Origin of the sequence: Methanoculleus formosensis (assembly GCF_025384765.1) — an archaeon.
In the GTDB taxonomy this organism is placed as follows: domain Archaea; phylum Halobacteriota; class Methanomicrobia; order Methanomicrobiales; family Methanoculleaceae; genus Methanoculleus; species Methanoculleus formosensis.
Genome location: NZ_VHLL01000001.1, coordinates 611,953 through 630,585, shown reverse-complemented (window position 1 = coordinate 630,585; position 18,633 = coordinate 611,953). Strand labels below are relative to the sequence as shown.

Annotated in this window: 17 protein-coding genes; 7 read left to right on the top strand and 10 right to left on the bottom strand. The window is 63.3% G+C overall.

Going from position 1 to position 18,633, the window contains the following annotated elements; all coding sequences use genetic code 11:
• Nucleotides 1-242 precede the first annotated feature (242 nt).
• The 5 genes from FKB36_RS03320 (at nucleotide 243) to FKB36_RS03300 (ending at nucleotide 4,883) form a co-directional block, all read left to right on the top strand.
• A complete protein-coding gene (locus tag FKB36_RS03320; RefSeq protein WP_261596600.1) occupies nucleotides 243-2,234 on the top strand; it encodes a methyltransferase domain-containing protein in 1,992 nt (663 codons plus the stop codon).
• 76 nt (nucleotides 2,235-2,310) lie between these two features.
• Nucleotides 2,311-3,222, top strand: a complete 912-nt coding sequence (gene nifB, locus FKB36_RS03315) for a nitrogenase cofactor biosynthesis protein NifB (RefSeq protein ID WP_261596599.1) — start codon at nucleotides 2,311-2,313, stop codon at nucleotides 3,220-3,222.
• 30 nt (nucleotides 3,223-3,252) lie between these two features.
• Nucleotides 3,253-4,116: a DNA-3-methyladenine glycosylase family protein gene (locus tag FKB36_RS03310; RefSeq protein ID WP_261596598.1), complete on the top strand. Its 864-nt coding sequence runs from the start codon at nucleotides 3,253-3,255 to the stop codon at nucleotides 4,114-4,116.
• 270 nt (nucleotides 4,117-4,386) lie between these two features.
• A complete protein-coding gene (locus FKB36_RS03305; RefSeq protein WP_261596597.1) occupies nucleotides 4,387-4,614 on the top strand; it encodes a DUF7557 family protein in 228 nt (75 codons plus the stop codon).
• Nucleotides 4,611-4,883, top strand: coding sequence for a type II toxin-antitoxin system RelE family toxin (locus tag FKB36_RS03300; RefSeq protein ID WP_261596596.1), 273 nt, complete (start codon nucleotides 4,611-4,613; stop codon nucleotides 4,881-4,883). Before FKB36_RS03305 ends, FKB36_RS03300 begins: the two co-directional genes overlap by 4 nt.
• 330 nt (nucleotides 4,884-5,213) lie before the next feature.
• On the opposite strand, the gene FKB36_RS03295 is transcribed toward FKB36_RS03300, so the two are convergent.
• The 6 genes from FKB36_RS03295 to FKB36_RS03270 form a co-directional block, all read right to left on the bottom strand.
• On the bottom strand, nucleotides 5,214-5,663 hold the full coding sequence (locus tag FKB36_RS03295) for a hypothetical protein (RefSeq protein WP_261596595.1): 450 nt from the start codon (nucleotides 5,661-5,663) through the stop codon (nucleotides 5,214-5,216).
• An 85-nt stretch (nucleotides 5,664-5,748) separates the two neighbouring features.
• The gene (locus FKB36_RS03290) at nucleotides 5,749-6,459 is read right to left on the bottom strand and encodes an ABC transporter ATP-binding protein (RefSeq protein ID WP_261596594.1); all 711 of its coding nucleotides are present in this window, start codon (nucleotides 6,457-6,459) and stop codon (nucleotides 5,749-5,751) included.
• Nucleotides 6,459-7,295 (bottom strand): ABC transporter permease, encoded by an 837-nt coding sequence (locus FKB36_RS03285; protein WP_261596593.1) that lies wholly within the window; start codon nucleotides 7,293-7,295, stop codon nucleotides 6,459-6,461. Before FKB36_RS03285 ends, FKB36_RS03290 begins: the two co-directional genes overlap by 1 nt.
• Nucleotides 7,276-8,097, bottom strand: a complete 822-nt coding sequence (gene modA, locus FKB36_RS03280; RefSeq protein WP_261596592.1) for a molybdate ABC transporter substrate-binding protein — start codon at nucleotides 8,095-8,097, stop codon at nucleotides 7,276-7,278. The genes FKB36_RS03285 and modA overlap by 20 nt, the downstream gene beginning before the upstream one ends.
• A gap of 774 nt (nucleotides 8,098-8,871) precedes the next feature.
• Nucleotides 8,872-9,153, bottom strand: a complete 282-nt coding sequence (locus FKB36_RS03275; protein WP_261596591.1) for a hypothetical protein — start codon at nucleotides 9,151-9,153, stop codon at nucleotides 8,872-8,874.
• Between the two features lie 645 nt (nucleotides 9,154-9,798).
• Entirely contained in the window at nucleotides 9,799-11,025 is a 1,227-nt protein-coding gene (locus FKB36_RS03270; RefSeq protein WP_261596590.1) for an adenosylhomocysteinase, read from the bottom strand.
• Nucleotides 11,026-11,173: 148 nt separating this feature from the next.
• On the opposite strand from FKB36_RS03270, the gene hisF reads away from it, so the two are divergent.
• Nucleotides 11,174-11,980: an imidazole glycerol phosphate synthase subunit HisF gene (gene hisF, locus FKB36_RS03265; protein ID WP_261596589.1), complete on the top strand. Its 807-nt coding sequence runs from the start codon at nucleotides 11,174-11,176 to the stop codon at nucleotides 11,978-11,980.
• Here hisF and pheT read toward each other — a convergent pair.
• The 4 genes from pheT to endA are packed head-to-tail and all read right to left on the bottom strand — an operon-like array spanning nucleotide 11,937 to nucleotide 17,305.
• Entirely contained in the window at nucleotides 11,937-13,577 is a 1,641-nt protein-coding gene (gene pheT / locus FKB36_RS03260; protein ID WP_261596588.1) for a phenylalanine--tRNA ligase subunit beta, read from the bottom strand. The genes hisF and pheT overlap by 44 nt on opposite strands.
• Nucleotides 13,578-13,579: 2 nt before the next feature.
• A complete protein-coding gene (pheS, locus tag FKB36_RS03255) occupies nucleotides 13,580-15,025 on the bottom strand; it encodes a phenylalanine--tRNA ligase subunit alpha (RefSeq protein ID WP_261596658.1) in 1,446 nt (481 codons plus the stop codon).
• Nucleotides 15,026-15,027: 2 nt separating this feature from the next.
• Complete coding sequence (locus FKB36_RS03250; RefSeq protein ID WP_261596587.1) at nucleotides 15,028-16,284, bottom strand: tryptophan--tRNA ligase; 1,257 nt, start codon at nucleotides 16,282-16,284, stop codon at nucleotides 15,028-15,030.
• Between the two features lie 10 nt (nucleotides 16,285-16,294).
• Nucleotides 16,295-17,305 (bottom strand): tRNA-intron lyase, encoded by a 1,011-nt coding sequence (gene endA / locus FKB36_RS03245; RefSeq protein ID WP_261596586.1) that lies wholly within the window; start codon nucleotides 17,303-17,305, stop codon nucleotides 16,295-16,297.
• Between the two features lie 99 nt (nucleotides 17,306-17,404).
• Here endA and FKB36_RS03240 point away from each other — a divergent pair, with 99 nt between their 5' ends.
• Complete coding sequence (locus tag FKB36_RS03240) at nucleotides 17,405-18,622, top strand: hypothetical protein (RefSeq protein WP_261596585.1); 1,218 nt, start codon at nucleotides 17,405-17,407, stop codon at nucleotides 18,620-18,622.
• Nucleotides 18,623-18,633 lie beyond the last annotated feature (11 nt).

Here is an 18,633-nt window from a genome sequence, read left to right as displayed (position 1 = left end):
ATAAAAAGGTGTTTCTCAGGGGTCCGGGGGCGGAGAGGGGGTGCGTGTTCGGGGTAGACCAGAGCCGGAACCCGCCCCTAAATGGGCTGTTTTCCTCCAGAAAGAGGAACATGGCGCAATGCTTTTATCGATACCATCCTATCGAGAGATCATCCAACTATGTACACGATAACCGTTCTCTTTTGCAACCCGGCAGAACACCAGTCCTATTCCGGAAACGGAGTCAGGGAGAGTGGGCCGGCATGACGGACGACGTCCACACCGACGAACCTCCCGATAGCAGGCGCAAAGGTAAACGCCGGGACAGGAAGACGATGGGGCCGGTCCCGAACCTTGAGGAGCACGTAAAGCCCGACTGGTGGCGGGGCATCTTCAATCGTCTCTACCTGAAGACCGATGGCGACGTCGTCGACGACCCCGGCATCACCGAGCGGGAGATCGACCGGATCGTCCGGGTCCTGCACCTCCAGCCCCACGAGAGGGTTCTCGACCTCTGCTGCGGCCAGGGCAGGCACACCCTCGAACTCGCGCGCAGGGGCTACAACGTCGAAGGCCTCGACCAGTCCCACTACCTGATCCAGCGAGCCCGGTCGACCGCGAAGAGAGAGGCGCTCCCTATCCGGTTCCGGGAGGGAGACGCCCGGCGGCTCCCCTACCGCACCGACACCTACGACGTCGTCCTCATCCTCGGAAACAGTTTCGGCTACTTCGACTCCGTCGAGGAAGACGTGCGGATCCTCACCGAGATCCGGCGTATCCTCAAACCCTGGGGGCGGGTGCTCCTGGACGTCGCCGACGGCGAGTACCTGCGCGAGCACTTCCAGCCGAGGTCGTGGGAGTGGATCGACGATACCATGTTCGTCTGCCGCGAGAGGTCGCTCTCATTCGACGAACAGCGCCTGATATCCCGTGAGGTGATCACGGACGTCGAGAAAGGCGTCGTGGCCGACCAGTTCTACGCCGAGCACCTCTACACCCCCGACGCGCTCCGGCGGCTCCTGGAACGGGCGGGTTTCTCCGGGATCGACTCCCATGATATCGCGACCGAGTCGCAGCGCAACCAGGACCTCGGGATGATGGAGCGCCGCCACATCGTCACCGCGCACGTCAGGAAGGAGTGGTCGGCGACGAAGACGAAGAGCCAGGAACGGGCAAAACACGTCGCGGTGGTCCTCGGCGATCCGGCCAAACCCGACGCCCTGAAACCCTCCTGCACCTTCGACGACGACGATTTCTACACCATCGACCAGATGAAGGCGGCGCTGCGGGAACTCCCCGGCTACCGGTTCACCTACCTCTGTAAACACGATACGCTGGTCCAGGATCTCCCGCGGCTGAAGGGGAAGGTGGACTACGTCTTCAACCTCTGCGACGAGGGGTTCAACAACGACCCGAGAAAGGAACTTCACGTGCCGGCGCTCCTTGAGATCTACGCCATCCCCTACACCGGGGCCGGCCCGCAGTCGCTCGCGTTCTGCTACGACAAATCGCTCGTCCGGGGGATCGCAAAAGAGATGGGGATACCGGTGCCGGACGCCTGTTTCATCACTCCGGGCGACCGCACCTACGATGCCGGGATGAAGTTTCCGGCGATCGTCAAGCCGAACGCGGGCGATTCCTCGTTCGGCATCACGCAAGAGAGCATCGCCCACACCATCGAGGAGCTCTCCGAGATCATCACGACGCTCCGGGCGACGCTCGGCTACGGGTGCTCGCTCCTCGTCGAGGAGTTCCTCACGGGAAAGGACATCAGCGTCGGCATCATCGGGAACCCGTCGGGATACAGCATGGTGCTGCCCGTCATCGAGGAGGACTACTCCGCCCTGCCCCCAGACCTCCCCCGGCTCTGCGGCTACGAAGCGAAGTGGCTCCCGGACTCGCCTTACTGGAAGGTGACGTCGAAACCAGCGGATCTCCCCGAGGAGACCGAGAAGGTGATCGTGCGGTGCTGTCTCGCCCTCTTCGAGCGGCTGGAGTGCCGCGACTACTGCCGGTTCGACTGGCGGCTCGACGAGCAGGGCAACCCGAAACTCCTCGAGGTCAACCCGAACCCTGGCTGGTGCTGGGACGGCCACCTCGCCAGGATGGCAAAGTACGCGGGCCTGACCTACCCCGAGATGCTCGGCCGGATCCTGAGAGCCGCGGAGGAACGGTTCGGGATGGAGCCGGAGCGGGAGACGCGCGAGACCGGTAAGGATCGCCCGTCGTTCGATCTCGGCCAGGAGACGGCCTGACCCCACAATTTTTTGTCCCCCGGGGCGGGCCGGCACCCATCAGTATAAAATGTCCTCCGGCACATAGATCAATTATATGGCCGACGAGTATCGGACCGCGACGGTCCAGGGCAGGGAGGTTCCCTACGATCCTGAGCAGTTACGCAAGATCAACGAGCACCCCTGTTACTCCGATAAAGCGTGCCACGCCTTCGGGAGGTGCCACGTCCCCGTAGCCCCGAAGTGCAACATCCAGTGCAACTACTGCATACGGGACTTCGACTGCGTGAACGAGAGCCGGCCGGGCGTGACGAGCAGGGTGCTCTCCCCGGAGGAAGCGCTCGACCTCGTGCGGAAGGTCATGAAGGAACATCCCTACGTGAAGGTGGTCGGGATCGCAGGGCCGGGCGAACCGCTTGCAAACCCCGAGACCTTCGAGGCGCTGCGGCTGATCCACACTGAGTTCCCGCGCCTGATCATGTGCATCAGCACGAACGGTCTCATGCTTCCCGAGTCGATCGAGGAACTCGCGAAGTACGATGTCGGGAACGTCACGGTCACGCTCAACGCCATCGATCCGGCGATCGGCGAGAAGATCTACTCCTGGGTCGAGTACGGCGGGAAGAAGTACCACGGGCGCGAGGCGGCCGAACTCCTCCTCTCCCAGCAGATGAAGGGGATCGAGATGGCGGTGGCAAAGAAGATGCTTGTCAAGATAAACACCGTCTACATCCCCGGGATCAACGACGAGCACATCCCCGAGATCGCGAAGAAGGTCGGCGAGATGGGGGCGTTCACCTTCAACGTCATCCCGATCATCCCGCAGTACAAGTTCGCCGGGATAACCCCCCCGACGCCGAAGGAGAAGCGGGAGATGCAGGACCGGTGCGAACCCTACATCAAGCAGATGCGCCACTGCGCACGCTGCCGGGCGGACGCGATCGGGAAACTCGGCCAGGACGTCCAGTCCTGCGTCTACCAGCAGATGAAGGATGAGAAGAAAGAATAATTTCATTTTCTTCCGCCGGACTGACCGGCCATGATGACGATCGTGCTTCGGGCAGACCAGCCGTTCGACCTCGACCTGACACTCGCCTGCGGGCAGGCGTTCCGCTGGGAGAAGACGGATGGGTGGTGGCGGGGGGTCGTCGACGACCGGGCCGTCCGGATACGCCAGGATGGAGACCTCCTCACATTCGAGGGGGCGGATGCGGGGTTCGTTTGCGACTACTTCCGGCTCGATCAGGATCTCCCGGCGATCCTCTCGTCGATCGACCGCGACCCGGCGATAGGCGCCGCCATCCGGGAGTGCCGCGGCCTCCGGCTTGTCAGGCAGCCGCCGTGGGAGTGCCTGGTCTCCTACCTCTGCGCCACGAACACGAACATCCCGGCGGTGAAGCGGCGGGTCGCACTGATGGCGGAGCGCTACGGGGAACCGGTGGACAACCCCTCCGGCAGGGCATACGCGTTCCCGGAGCCGGAGGCGCTCGCCGGGGTTTCGCACGGAGACTTATGGGACTGCAAACTCGGCTACCGGACGGACTATCTCTGCGATGCCGCCCGCCTCGCTTCCGAGGACCCGGACTGGGCGGAACGGGTCGCCGCCCTTCCGTTCGAGGAGGCGCGGCAGGCGCTGATGCAACTCCGGGGCGTCGGGCCGAAGGCGGCGGACTGCGTGCTCCTCTTTGCGTTCGGGTTCTTCGAGGCGTTCCCGGTCGATGTCTGGATACGCCGGATCGTGGGGGAGACGTATCTCCCGGATCTTACCGGCAAAAACTGCACCCCGGCGGAATACGAGCGGATCCGGCGATTTGCACGGGACTACTTCGGGGAGTATGCCGGGTACGCGCAGGAGTATCTCTACTGCGCACGCGGCCCGGCGCGCCGGGCGGGGGCGCCGTGACGGGTCACGGTGCCGGGACATATACGATTATTCTCGCCATCAGGCTGATGGGGTTACCGTTTTTCAGGATGAGGCGCCTCTTCGGGGCAGAGCATGAAGAGCCCCTCTGCACGCTCCGGGATGAAAGCGGGGCCCCGCCATTCTGTGTTATACGCTGACGGTACATGTCGGCATTTGGCATACTGCCAGGAACCCTCCGCTTCACCGTGCTCTCATCGAAGAGATCACCATGGAGTAACCATTATACTCAATATGACCCCATAGAATACTATGGTTACGACGATTCAACTTCAACCGGAAACCAAGTCTCGCCTGGATGATGTAAAGATCCATCCGCGAGAGACCTACGACGAGACGCTGAACCGCCTCCTTGACATGGCGTATGATCCGGAACCGCTCTCCGAAGAGTCCATGAAGAAGATTGAAGAATCCTTTGACGACATCCGTGCCGGTAGAGTTCGTCCCTTCGAGGAGTATGTGCAGGAACGTGGCCTATGATATGGCGACTGCTCATCACGGCAGGCGCCGAGCGGGACCTCGATATCATCCCGGAATTTGATCGCAAACGAATTAAGGATGAACTCTGTGCTCTGGCAGATGAACCGAACCCTAAATCTTATGTCAAAAAGATGAAAGGGCATTCACGCAATCCCCTGTACTCTTTTCGTGTTGGGCAGTATCGAGCGGTCCTCACCATCGAAGGTAATACCATGATAATCACCCTGGTCGAGGTCGGAGACCGGAGTAAGGTCTATCGGAAATATTGATCAGGCACAACGATCTGCATGGCGTGCCGGGGCGCTGAACGCAACGTTCTAGTAGTGTACGGCTTCCCACCAACTATCGCCATGACTGCCCCCGCCCCTCGCGGGCGGGGGAGGAGCGCGAAGCGCGGGAGGGGTGGGGCCACTACATATCTCTTCACTGGATGGAGAGGGGGAAGTCTCCCTCGCGAACCCTTTCGTAAATTTTCCTGCAATTCACATCACCACCATGGAAGAGCATTCGCCGCGGTCTGGATGACAGATGAGGAAGATACACAGGCAAGGCGAGGTCTCGCAAAGTGAGTTACCCCGCACGGGGCCAGAAACGAGGCGTCACTCCTCCTTCTTACGGACCCGCTCCAGGACGAGTGCGACCGCCGCGAGCAGGGCAAGGATGACGACGCCGAAGAGAGCCAGGAGCCCGACGCTGTAGAGGGGAACGGGCACTCCACAGACCCCGAGCACGGGGGAGGCCATACCGATTGCAACCTGTTTTTCCGGGGGCACGAACACCACCCTGCTGTCGGAAGCGAGATCCCGGTACCCGCGCATCGTCGTGCTGTAGAGGTGCGCCCTCGTCTCCGGGGGCATGCTCTCCAGGAACTCAGGGCAGACCCGCTCGTAGTACTCGCCCACCGACGCGTTCTCTGCGAGCATCTGTTCATATACCTCCGCGTGCGACTCGTTGAACGAGTACTCGATGGAGGTCTCCCCTGCGGCCGCTCCCGGCAGAAGTGCGGCAACCGCGAGGAGGGCGAGGATCAGCACCGTGTTCTTCTTCATGATCGTTTCCTGGGGGGGCGGGAGTCCGGCGGCCCCCTGCCGTGACCAGTGATGGGGGCAGGGGGCATAAAGCCGTTGCGGGACGTTATCCGGCAAAACTCTCGATGAACCCGTTCTCCCGCATCGAAAGGACCTCCTCCGGCGTCCCGTCGGCCACCACCCGCCCCTCTTCAAGGAGGCAGAGCCGGTCGCCGAGTTCAAGGGCGTCGCGGAGGTTGTGGGTGACGACGATGCAGGGGATGTCGGCGTTCTTTATCCGGCCGCGGAGTTCGCTCCGCATCGCACCTTGAGCCCGCATATCGACGGCCGCGAGCGGCTCGTCGAGGAGGAGAAGGTCCGGGTTGAGCACCAGCGCCCGGGCGAGGGCCACCCGCTGCCGCTGCCCACCCGAGAGCCGGCCGACGTTGACGTCTGCGAGGTCGGCGAGGTGCATTACGCGGAGCTGGTTCGCCACGGAAAAGGCGATCGTTGGCCGCGGAACCTTCCGGCACCGGAGGCCGAACGCCACGTTCTCGGCGACGGTCATGTGCGGGAAGAGGGCGTAGGACTGGAAGAGGTGGCCGACCTTCCGGTTCTCGGGAGGGATATTGGTCTTCCCTTCAGACGAGAAGAGCGTCCTGTCCCCGAGGGTGACTTCGCCACGATCGGGGGTGAGGATGCCGGAGATCAGGTTCAGCACCGTGGACTTGCCCGACCCGTTCTCACCGATGAGGACGAGGGTCTCGCCGGACCGGACCGAGAGCGTGACATCGAGGACGTAGTCCCGCAGCTCTCGGACGGTATGGATGGAGAGCATCAGTACTTCCTCCGGGTGACGATCTTCACGGCGGATATCACGGCGAACGATATCACGACGAGGATGATGGAGAGGCTGATCGCGGCGTTCATGTCTCCCTGCATGGTCGTGTAGATCGCAAGGGGCATCGTCTGGGTCCTGCCCTGGAAGTTCCCGGCAAACATGATCGTGGCACCGAACTCACCGAGCGCCCGGGCAAACGAGAGGATCGCACCGGAGACGAGTCCGGCCTGCGCAAGCGGGATGGTGATCCGGAGGGCGACCGTCCCGGGGGAGGCCCCGAGCGTCCGCGCCGCATCCTCGTAGAGGCTGTCGACCGCCTCGAAACTCGCCCGTGCCTGCCGGATGTAGAACGGCGAGGCGACGAAGACCTGGGCCATTACCACCGCAAGCGTGGTGAACCCGATCTGGATGCCGAAGAGGTCGAGGTACTGCCCGACCACGCCCCGGCGACCGAAGGCCATCAGCAGCGCGAGACCCGCCACCGCCGGCGGGAGGACGATGGGGAGATCCGTGAGAGTGTCGACGAGTTCCCTGCCCCGGTAGTCGCGCCGGGCATTCACCAGGGCAAGCGGCGTTCCGAAGAGGACGACGATCACCGTGCTCACCGTCGCGGTGACAAAGGAGAGCGAGAGCGCATCGAGCACCACCGGTTCGGTGAGGGAGCTGAGGAACTCCTCAGGTGATATCCTCAGGAAGAGCGAGGCTACCGGCAGCGTGATGAAGAGGAGGAAGAGCGCAAGAAGGGCGGCGGTGAGAAGGGTGAGGACCGCCCTCCATAACACCGTCCGGCCGCCGTGCGCGGATCTCCAGTGTTCAGCCGGAGATTGGGTCAAAACCATATTCTGTCAGGATGGCGCTGCCGTCCGGACCCCGGACGAAGGCTATGAACGACGCTGCTTCAGTCTTGCTCGCCGACTCCGCAAGGATGCCGAGCGGGTAGGTGGCCACGACGTTGTACTCGGCCGGGATATCGAACCGGGTCACCTTGGTCAGGTCGTCTTTTGAAACGTCCGACTTGTAGACGATCGCCGCATCCGCCTCGCCGAGCGCCAGTTTGGGCACCACGGAGCTCACCGCCGTCTCCTCGGAGACGACGTTCTTCATCACGGCGTCCTTGTAGGCCTGGCCGTAGGCCGGATCGGCGGCCATCTTGTCGAGCATCTGCCGGGTGTAGTCGCCGAAGGGAACGTCCTTGGTGCCGATGACGAGTTTCACACCCGGTTTGTTCAGGTCGGCAACACCGGCAATCCCTGCCTGGTTTTCCACCGGGACGATCAGGGCCAGGCTGTTCCCGAGGAACGGAGTTACGGTGCTGTTCTCCATGAACCCACCGTCCTGGAGCGCCTTCATGTGCTTCGTGCTCGCGGAGACGAAGATGTCCGCATTCGCGCCCTGCTCGATCTGGGTGCGGAGGGTCTGTGAGCCGTCGAAGACGAAGTCGACCTTGACGTTCTCGTTCTGTGCCTCGTAGGCCTTGCCGATATCCGTGAAGGCTCCCGTGAGCGATGCGGCGGTAAAGACCGTCAGGGTCGTCGTTTCGGGTGCCTGCTCGGTGGTCGTGCATCCCGCGACCAGGAGACCGGCGATCATCAGAAGACATATGGCAACAAGGGTTGCCGGGGTTGGGACTTTCATAATACTGACACCTTGTTCATAAAGAATTGCGGCACGGTATATTTAATTTAGATGATTTAGAGCCAATATAAACGATATTTGGTTTACCGGCTCGACGAGCATAAAAAGTATGCGTCGTTTCCGGAGATCCGCCACCCGGAGATGGGCGAAGTGCGGGGCATCAGTCGGATGAGTGGCCTGTGGGCAGGCGGTGCCGGAACGACGGAAAAGAAGATTTCGAAAGGATTTTCGGTAGTGCTCTAGCATAGAACTGATAATCGATCTCGGTGGATCCGACCGAAAATTTCCGTTATCGGGCTCTGGTAAAGCCCACCCTCTTCCGGCTGTCGTTCATCCCTGACGAGATTGGTGCCGGACCCGGTCTGTCTCTGAGTTCGACCAATTCTTTCAAGCATGTCCTCATGCTGTGGGCCGTGGTGGCTATCGCCATGGGGGTGGCGGCTCGTGGGGAGGGTCTTCCCCTCCCCTATCTCCAACGCGTAAAGATCCGTGCCCGTCATCAACCCCACCCCACCCCACCCGCGCTTCGCGCTCCTCCCCCGCTCCTCAAGGGCGGGGGCAGTCATGGCGATACCCGATGGAAAGCCGTGCACCTGACCAGCATGCAAGCGGGAACACCGGGATGGGATCTCAGATAACCAGTTGTTTCGTAGGGCACTACCGGATTTTCGGGTCGATCGTCCCGGAGCAAGAAGATTTCCCGCCTCACACAGGGGTGCCGCACGACCGGTACGGCCGCAGAAAGACGCACCCAGCCGGGCGAATGATCGACGATCAGGCACGCCGCCGTTTCACTTCATCAAGGAGCTCGCGGCGGACCCCCTCAATGCGCTCGTTCACCATACGGGAGAGGGGTTCATCCTCATAAATGCCGTATGCCGTGGTCTCCCGGCATCGAGCCTCTTCGAGCGTCTTGACCTTCGTCAGTTCCCCGATGACGGACTGTGCCATATTCGAGTACTCGCCGTTGTCAACTTTATCCTTCAGCCACCGGTAGAGGTGACCTGGCAGTCGTACGCCCACCTGTTTGCTTGAGACGCTGTCGGGAAGACCCATTATTCCATTCAGAGATTCCATTTGAACGATTATATTACATTGTTTTTATTTTTCCGGCAAGATACCATGAGATACCCATAGGTATCATTAAGCCGTCGGTAGCCCAACACCGATGTATGCGACAGAGCGGGCTGGCCGGTTTCGACTTGCCGAAAACCGCGGATAGGAGATTGAAATGCAAGAAGAAACTCCATTAGAGGAGATCGACCTCATGCAAAGCAGGAGGGGGTGCCGTGTGCGCGGTTCGGATCGGAGGACAGGGATCACATGCCCGCCGGATGACAACGGGGACGGCACCCGCGCTCCCTGTCCCTTCTGTGGGTGCCGACGCTACATCGAGGATGCCGTTGCCGTCGATCCGGAGGTACATACCCCTCACCAGTGCCTTCGATGCGGCCGTTGGTTCGATGGCAAAAGACCGGTGTGCCCTCGGTGCGGGTCTCCGGGAGAATGTATCGGGGTTGTCAATGCCGCCGAGCGCGGCATCTACACACAGTACCGATGCTGCGAGTGCAGCCACGGGTTCATGGTGCGGACGGATGGCGGCGAGGACGCTCGCAGGTCGTGACGGCACACCTGGTCCAGACAGGTCTATCTCTCCTCGCCGTGGATTTACCCCGGAACTTCCAGGGTAAAAGGGACAGTCTACGTCCCGATCGTCCAGCTGCCCATGTAGGTCACCTGCTCGGGCGTCAGCCGGTCGATCGAGATACCGAGCGTGGCGAGTTTCAGCCGCGCTATCCCTTCATCGATGACGGACGGGACGTCGTGGACGCCGGGAGCGAGCTCGCGGCCGTGCTTCGCGATGAACTCGGCGGAGAGCGCCTGGACGGCGAAACTCAGGTCCATCACTTCGACGGGGTGGCCCATGCCCTTCGGCGTCGCGAGGTTCACGAGCCTTCCCTCGGCGAGGACGTGGACGGCCTTCCCATCGAGCACGTAGGTGTCGATGCCGTCCCGGTGAACCGTAGAGTCCGCGTTCGCCGCAAGCCAGTCGACGTCGATCTCGACATTGAAGTGGCCGGCGTTCGCGAGGATTGCGCCGTCCTTCAGGGTCGGGAAGTGCCGCTCCGTGAGGATGCCCGTGTTCCCGGTGGTGGTGACGAAGATGTCGCCGAGCGGTGCCGCATCGTCCATCGTCGTGACGTCGAACCCGTCCATGTGCGCCTGGAGCGCCCGACGGGGATCCACTTCCGTCACGATGACCCGGGCGCCGAGGCTCCGGGCCTTCTGCGCGAGCCCCCGGCCGCAGTAGCCGTAACCGGCGACGACGAACCTCTTGCCGGCGATGAGGACGTTCGTGGTGATCATGACCGACGCAAGCGAACTCTCCCCGGTCCCGTGGACGTTGTCGAAGAAGTGCTTCATCGGGGTGTCGTTGACGGCGACGACCGGGAACCTGAGCGCTCCCTCCTGTGCCATCGCGCGGAGCCGGTGGATGCCGGTCGTCGTCTCCTCGCACCCGCCGATGACGGCATCGAGGACATCCCGTCGCTCGGTGTGGATGCGGTAGATCAGGTCCATCCCGTCGTCGATGGTGATCGCGGGACGGGCGTCGAGCACCCGGTCGATGGCCGCGTAGTACTCCTCGACGCTCGCTCCCCGGCGGGCGTAGGAGTGAATGCCTTCCCGGGTCCCGAGCGCCGTCGAGACGTCGTCCTGGGTCGAGAGGGGGTTGCACCCCGTGATGTGCACCTCGGCCCCGCCTGCCGCGAGCGTCTCGACCAGCACCGCGGTCTTCGCCTCGACGTGCAGGGCCATGCCGACAGTCATGCCGGCAAACGGCTTCTCCTCGACAAAACGCTTCCGAATGGACGAGAGCACCGGCATATACTGCCGCGCCCACGCAATCTTTAGATCCCCAGACTCCATAAAAACCACCAGACCTCTTATCCCGCCCGGATATCCTCCGGTTTGCCTGTAAAAGTATCGTTCATGATTACTTAAACGTGAGGGGTGCGGCGAGTTTCATCGGGGACGTGAGAAACCCTCATCACCTTCGCCTTCAAACCCACTAAGCATGGTTTTGACCAAGCGGATCATCCCCTGCCTGGACCTCAAGGACGGGCGGGTCGTCAAGGGTACGCACTTCGTCGGCCTGCGGGACGCCGGTGATCCCGTGGAACTCGCCCAGCGCTACAACGAGCAGGGCGCGGACGAGGTGGTCTTCCTCGACATCGCCGCCACACAAGAGGACCGGAGCACGATCGTCGATGTCGTGCAGCGTGCGGCCGACGAACTCTTCCTCCCGCTCACCGTCGGCGGCGGTATCCGGACGATCGGTGAGATGAGCCGGATCCTCCGGGCGGGTGCGGACAAGGTGAGCATCAACTCGAGCGCCGTCGCCGACCCGGGCCTGATCTCGGAGGGAGCGGAACGGTTCGGGACCCAGTGCATCGTCGTCGCCGTCGATGTCCGGCGAAACTACGAGATGCTGCCGGGAAAGACCCCGATCGCCCTCGCCGACGGCCGGGAGTGCTGGTACGAGGTCGTCACCCACGGCGGAAGCCGGGGGACGGGGCTTGACGCCGTCGCCTGGGCGAGGGAGGCCGAGGAGCGCGGGGCGGGGGAGATCCTGCTCACCAGCATGGAGACCGACGGGACGAAGGAGGGGTTCGATATCCCGGTCACGAGAGCGGTCTCGGAGGCGGTCGGGGTTCCGGTCGTCGCGAGCGGCGGCGTGGGGACGCTCGACCACTTCTACGAAGGGTTCACGGAAGGAAAGGCCGACGCCTGCCTTGCGGCAAGCGTCTTCCACTACGGCGAGTTCACCGTCCGCCAGGTCAAGGAGTACCTGGCAGAGCGGGGTATCCCGGTACGGCTGTAAGGTCGAGCGCGAGCGCCGCGACCGGGTGCTCGAGGTCGAACGCCCTGAGAACGGCCGGGTGAATCTCCCCGAAGACCCCCACTATTCTCCCGTCGACGACGATATCGCCACGGCGGCCGTCGAGGAACGCCGGATCGGCCGACTCCGTGACCGTGTAGGAGAGCGAGAGCTCCCGGCAGAGGACGTCCGCCGCCGCATAGGCCTCGGAGAAGTCAGCCGCCGGGTGGATGCTCACCGCCGCGGCCCGCTGGGAGGTGACGCAGTCCTCGACCACATCGCCCACCGTGAAGAGCCGCTGCGGGAGTTCGCGGTGCTTGTTCGCCTGAAGCATCTCCATCAGGAGAGGGAGGAGGTCGGTCCGGACCACCGTCTGCTCCTCGCTGATCGGGTGGAGCAGACGGAGGGTTCCGGGAGCGGGCTCGCGCTGCATCTTCTCATACAGCACCCGTTCGCTCGCGAGGGTGAACGGCATCATCTCAAGATACCCGAGGCCGATCATCACCGACCTTACCGCTCCCGCGATGGCGGGGATCGGGTGCTCCTCTGCGACCGTGGATGTCGCCGGGAGGACTGCATCGAAGTTCTCGAAACCGTAGGCGATCGCCACATCCTCAAAGATGTCCCAGTCATGGAGGATGTCGGCGCGGTAGCAGGGGACGAGCACCCGGACCCGTGAGTCGCCGTCAGGCTCCGCCCCGAACCGCATCCGGCAAAGAAGTCGCGAGATCTCCTCTCCCGTGAGAGGGAGGCCGAGGAGGGAGGAGCATTCCGCGACCGAGACGACCCTCTCCGTCGGCGCAAGCGTGGGCATCTCCTCTCCTTCGACGGTGACACTCTCGACCGTCGCCCCGGCCTCGGCGAGCGCCGTGCAGATGATGTTGACCGCCGTCATCACCGCTTTTCTGTCGGTGCCGGTGCAGTCGAGCAGGATGTTCTTCGTCGCCGACGTGACCCTCGTCAGCTCGCCGTTGATGATCGGCGGGAAGGAGAGCACCCGGTCGTCGGCATCGACGATCAGCGGGAAACGATCGAAGTTCTCCACCAGGTGGGCGTAGTCCCGGCCCTTCGGGTGGTCGGCGAGCATCTCCTCCATCGTCATCTCCCGCTCGAAGTCCAGCGGGACGAACGATCGGCTCCGGGGCGAGGCGATGTAGCGGAACGGCGGCGTGATCGCGTCCAGATCATGGACGCCGATCGCCACCTTGCCCCGGCCGCGCCCGACCGCCCAGTGGAGGGCCTCCTGGAGGGCCATCAGGCTCTCGATCGCCTCCTCGTCGAGGTTGACGTTCCTTATCACCGCCGAACCGAGATACGGCCGGATACCGGCAAGCCCCGGGTCGACCGAGAAGGTGATCCCGGAAGGGCGGACGGCGTAGGCCGGCAACCCCTCTTCGATACCGAGGAACCCCCGCATCGCCCGGGCGACGCCCTCGGGAGAGTAGAGGTCTGGGCGGTCCGGGAAGAACTCGACGTCCACGTGGTCTTCCTCGATCCGCTCGATGTCGGCCCCGATCATCGGAACGCGGTCGATGATCGTCTGCCGGTCGGTTCCGGCCAGCCGTTCCAGGTACCGGTAGGGTAACGTTATAATCGCCATGCTCACCGCCTCCCGCCGTAGGTGGGCGTCTCCCGGACCCACTCGACGTCGCTCCTGTAGAGCTGCCGGAGATCCCGCAGCCCGAGCCGGAGCATCGCCACCCGGCTGATCCCGAGGCCCCACGCGAGGACCTGGTGCTCGATCCCGAAGGGCGCGGTCACCTCCTCCCGGAAGATGCCCGCGCCGCCGAGTTCCACCCAGCCAAGCCCGTCGACGTAGACCTCCGGCTCCACGGAGGGTTCGGTGTAGGGGAAGTAGCCCGGCCGGAACCGGACCTTCTCAAAGCCCATCTTGGCGTAGAACTCCTTCAAGAACCCGAGGAGGTGGCGGAAGTTCACTCCTTCGTCCATCACGATCCCTTCGAGCTGCTCGAACTCCGCGAGGTGGGTGGGGTCGACCGCCTCCCTCCGGTAGACCCGGCCGATGCAGAACGCCCGTACCGGCGGCTCCGGGTTCGCGGCGAGGTGCTGAATGGAGAGGCTCGTCGTGTGCGTCCGGAGCACGCACTGCTCTGCCTTCGCTGCGCTCCAGGTGCCTCCCCAGCCGGTGGACGAGGTCTCGCCGCCGTGCTCGTGCATATCCCGGACGCACTCGTACCCCGCCGGGAGCGGCCAGCGTTCGCCGAGGAAGAAGGTGTCCTGCATCTCCCGCGCCGGGTGATCCTGCGGCTGGAAGAGGGCGTCGAAGTTCCAGAACGAACTCTGCACGATCCCGCCCGCCATCTCCTCAAAACCCATGTCGAAGAGGGTGCGGCGCATCTCGTCGATGATGCGCTGGTAGGGGTGGGTCTTGCCCGGGTAGGCGCGCCGGGGGAGTTTCGTGACGTCGTAGCGCCGGAGCGGGAGATCCTTCCACTCGCCGGAGAGGATCTGCTCGCGGGTGAGCGTCTCGACCTCTTCGCGGAGGTCGAGCCCTGCCTCGAGGAGTTCGCGGCCGCGGGGTGTGATCGAGACGGTGTAGGCGACGGTCTCCTCCTCAATGGCGAGCCCGCGCTTCACGAGATCGCCAACCCCAACGCCGTCCTCGATCGCGCCGCTCCCGGAGAGCCGTGCAAACGCGGCCTCATCGGGTCCCGGGGCGGTCGTGCCGGTCTTCTCCACGACCCCGTCGCGGATGGCGATCCAGCCTTTCTTGCGCATCCAGCCGATCGCGATCTTTGCGAGCGGATGGCGCTGGAGGTCGCGCATCGAGATCGTCTCCTCGAAACTCTCGAGCACCTGCCGCTCGGGAAGACCCTTTTCCATGTAAGCCCGCCCCTCCTCCGTCGGGACATACCGCCGGGAGACGTGTTTATCCACGTCCACAAGCCCCCGCTCCCCGGCGAGGTTCGCGTACTGCACCACCGCTTCCCGGCGGGCATCCATCTTCTCCGCAAGGACGGCCGCATCGACCGACCCGGTCGCCTCCAGGGCGACCAGGAGCCTCTTCTCGTTCAGCGTCAGTTCCACCATCACACCTCCTCTGCAAGATGCTCGACTGAATCCATCTTATCCCGTAACTCCACAAGGAACGCCTGCACGCGCTCATACGTCTCCTTCTTGCACTGCCCGCAGGTGAGTTCGCCGCTCTCGCACCGGCGGCGGAGGTCGGCGAGCTCCACGTCGTCCTCGAGCATGTGGAAGAGATTCAGGAGATAGACCGAGCAGGCGTCCGGCTCGCCCCCGAGACGCTGTTGTTCCTCAAGCGTCATCCGCCCGCCGGTCATCGCCCCCATCACCTTCTTCCTGACCGATTTATCGGGCTCGTAGAACCCGAACAAACTCTCGGGCACGCTGCTCGACATCTTCCCGCCCTGGAGTCCGGGCATGAAGATGTGGTAGGTCGACGAAGGGAGGTAGAACCCGAACCCGCCGTGAGCGATCTCGATCTTCCTGACGGCGTCCTCGACCTGCTCCTGCGGAAGGCCGGTGACGTCGACGTGGCCCGCATACTTCTTCGAGCCGGGGAAAGCGCGGTGCACGGCCTCGATAGCCGCTTCAGATGCGTTCTTTGAACGGACGCTGATATGGTCGCCGCGATCCTCGACCGTGAAGAGCCTGAGTTTGTAGGCCACGTCCCGGGTGAGCCGGATATGCGGGTCCTGGTCGAGGCCGACCGGGACGATCGTGGGCGCAGGGCCGGCGTCGAGCTGCGGGAAGAGGATATCGGCAACCTGGGTGACGACGCTCATGGCATGGGAGAGCGAGGTATCGGGCCCGAACCCGTATATCGCCGCGAGTTCCGAGAAGTTCACCTTCGTGGCCGCCTCGAACGCAAGGTCCTTCAAGCGCTCGTTCTTGCTCTGGTAGTAGGCCGTGCCCTCGAACCCGAGCGCATAGAGGGCCTTGAGATACTCCTTCCCGTACTCGCGGCACTTCTCCCACGATATGCCGCGGACCGCGTGCGCTTCCCGGTCGGCGATGGCGATGTAGCCGTTTCCGCCCTGCCGGACGTGCCAGACGACCTCTTTCATGACCATCAGGTGCCCGAGGTGCGGGAGGCCTGAAGGCATGAACCCGGTCAGCACGTGAAACGGGGTGCGGTTTTTGATGGCGTCGGCCACCAGGTTGTAGTCCCGGTGTCCGACGACGATACCCCTGCGCATAAACGACGGTACTTCGGGAAGCCTCTCTGCGGCCTCACCGATCGGCTCGATGCCGAACTCGGCAAAGAGTCGATCCACATCGACGGTCTGGTTACTCGACCACGGGTTCAGTTCTGAATGCATGGGCTGACGCTCACAGTTTTATTCGGGCAAATTCGACGTACCTGATATCGGTGTTATATATGCAGGCAAACAACATCTTTTTTCTGACGCTGTGAGCAAGCCGGACGGAGCGGGAGACACCGCTCATCGGCGCGGATGTCCCGGATGGAACCGCGTGGACGAGCATCTCGGAATGGCTCATTTTCCCCGAGTAGACGCGGAAGTGGTGGCCGAACTTGTAGCCCGTCCGGGGGATGTAGCCCTTCTCCCGGAGGTCGGAGAAGACCCGTTCTTTTTCATGGATCTCGGCGTCTTTCTCTGCCGCCGCGTCGAAGAACTGCTCGGGGGTCATCGGTTCGCCGTCGCGCGCGACCGAGAGGCAGCCTCTGCGCATCAGGTAGATCGACTCGACCGGGCGGAGGAGCAGCCGCTCGGCATCGAGCCGCTTGCCGTACCAGTCCTCTTCGAGCGGGGTTCCCGGCGGCAGGTGGGCGAGCGCGTAGGTCCCGAAGAGCGTGGCCTCCACCGGCGTCGCGCACCCCGCAGGCTCCCCGATCCCGGGGAGGTCCTGCACCCGCACCTCGTAGTAGGTCAGTTCGTCCTCGTCGTCGACGACCGCGAGGAGGTACTGTTTCCTCATGTTGACCGCGGCAAGGACGTCCTGGCTCAACCGGTCGAAGTTGACGATGTCCCGCTCGGAGAGAACCCGGATCATGTACCGGGACTTTCCGACCCCGGGCTTGTGGCCGCGGCGGAAGACACGGAAATCCTGCGGGCCGGACTGGATCACGTACCCCCGTTCGCGGATGTCGCGGTAGACGAGATACCTGCGGATGAAGTTCGGCTGGCCGGAGAAGAGGCCGAGCAGGGCATCGAAACCGAAGTCTTTCACGTCGATCTTGCCCCGTTCCATGAGGTAGAGCGCCTCCTCGGGAGAGAGGCGCAGACCAGTCCCCTCGACCCTGCCGTAGCCGCCCTGCTCGTAGAGCGTCCGCCCTTCACCGCCGAGGCGCACCCAGGTTCCGTCGAATGTTGCCAACACGTGCTAAAGGTATTGGAAGTTCACGTTCATTAATGCAAGGATTGCCGGGGACGAACCACTACCCTTTTTGCGCGCCGCATCGCACCAGTGATCGATTCCATGACGAAGAAAGTCCGAGACTTCTGGAAGTCGGGGACGATCCTCGCGGCGCTGCTGATCGCGGCGGTGCTGCCGGCAGGGATCGTCTCTGCGAGCGAGACCTCACCGGAGGTCGCCTGGAACGCGACGTTCGCACCGGAGAGCAACAACAAGTTCGACGCCGTTGCGCCGACAGCGGACGGCGGGTTCATCGCCATCGGATCGACTATCACACAGATGGTCGGGGGCAGGGAAGAATTGCTGCTCGTAAAGACCGATAGGCAGGGGAACGAAGAATGGGTCGTGAGAATACCCGACATGGCACCAGCCTCGGTTGAAGAGACGGGGGACGGGGGGTACATCGTCGGTGCCTACAACATGTCCAGAACAGTAGTTGATCAGACCATCATCTATCAGGGCACCTCGTTTCTGATCAAGACCAATGCTGCCGGGGAGGAGGAGTGGCGGAAGGTCCTGCCGGGGGAGAGGATCTCAACCGTCCGCCCGACCGACGATGGCGGATACGCCATCATCGGGTGGCTCTGGGATCCACCCGAGTCGGCGAACGATACGACGGCAGCCATCGTGAAGACCGACGGCAACGGTACGCCTGTCTGGAACCGAACGTTCCCGGGGCTCTCCGCGAATGCAGGAATCGTGATCACCGACGGAGGCTATGTCATCGGGGGCACGACGTCGCCATTCAACAACGACATGGGTGACGCGTTCCTGATCCGGCTGGATGCCGACGGCAACATGCTCTGGCATGAGAATTACCAGGCCCCGGTCGTTTATGATGTCAAGGAGACCGATGACGGGCGGTTCGTCTACTCGGGCAACTACTGGTATGGCCTCGTCGACGCAGAAGGAGAGCAGGTCTGGCTCCGGAATATGGAGGGGCTCTCCGGCTACGCCGTCACCCTGCGACCCTCCGGCGGGTATGTGATTGCAGGCACGAACGTGGGGAGCGGAGAGGGGTTCGTCCTCGGAACGGATGCTGACGGGATGCCCCTGTGGAACACGGCCTTCACCGCTACCGGGGTTTACGGCGCTGCCGGCGTTCCCGGCGGCTACACCCTTGCGGGCATCCGGTTCCTCTCCCCCGACACCAGCGCCGCCTGGCTGGCCGGCATCACGGAGCCGGTGAACCCCGCCCCGACGGCGGCACCGGGATTCGGTGCGGCGGCTGCCGGGGCGGCGCTCCTCCTCCTCTTCGCGGGAAGGAAGCGGAGAGGGTAACCCCCTCCATC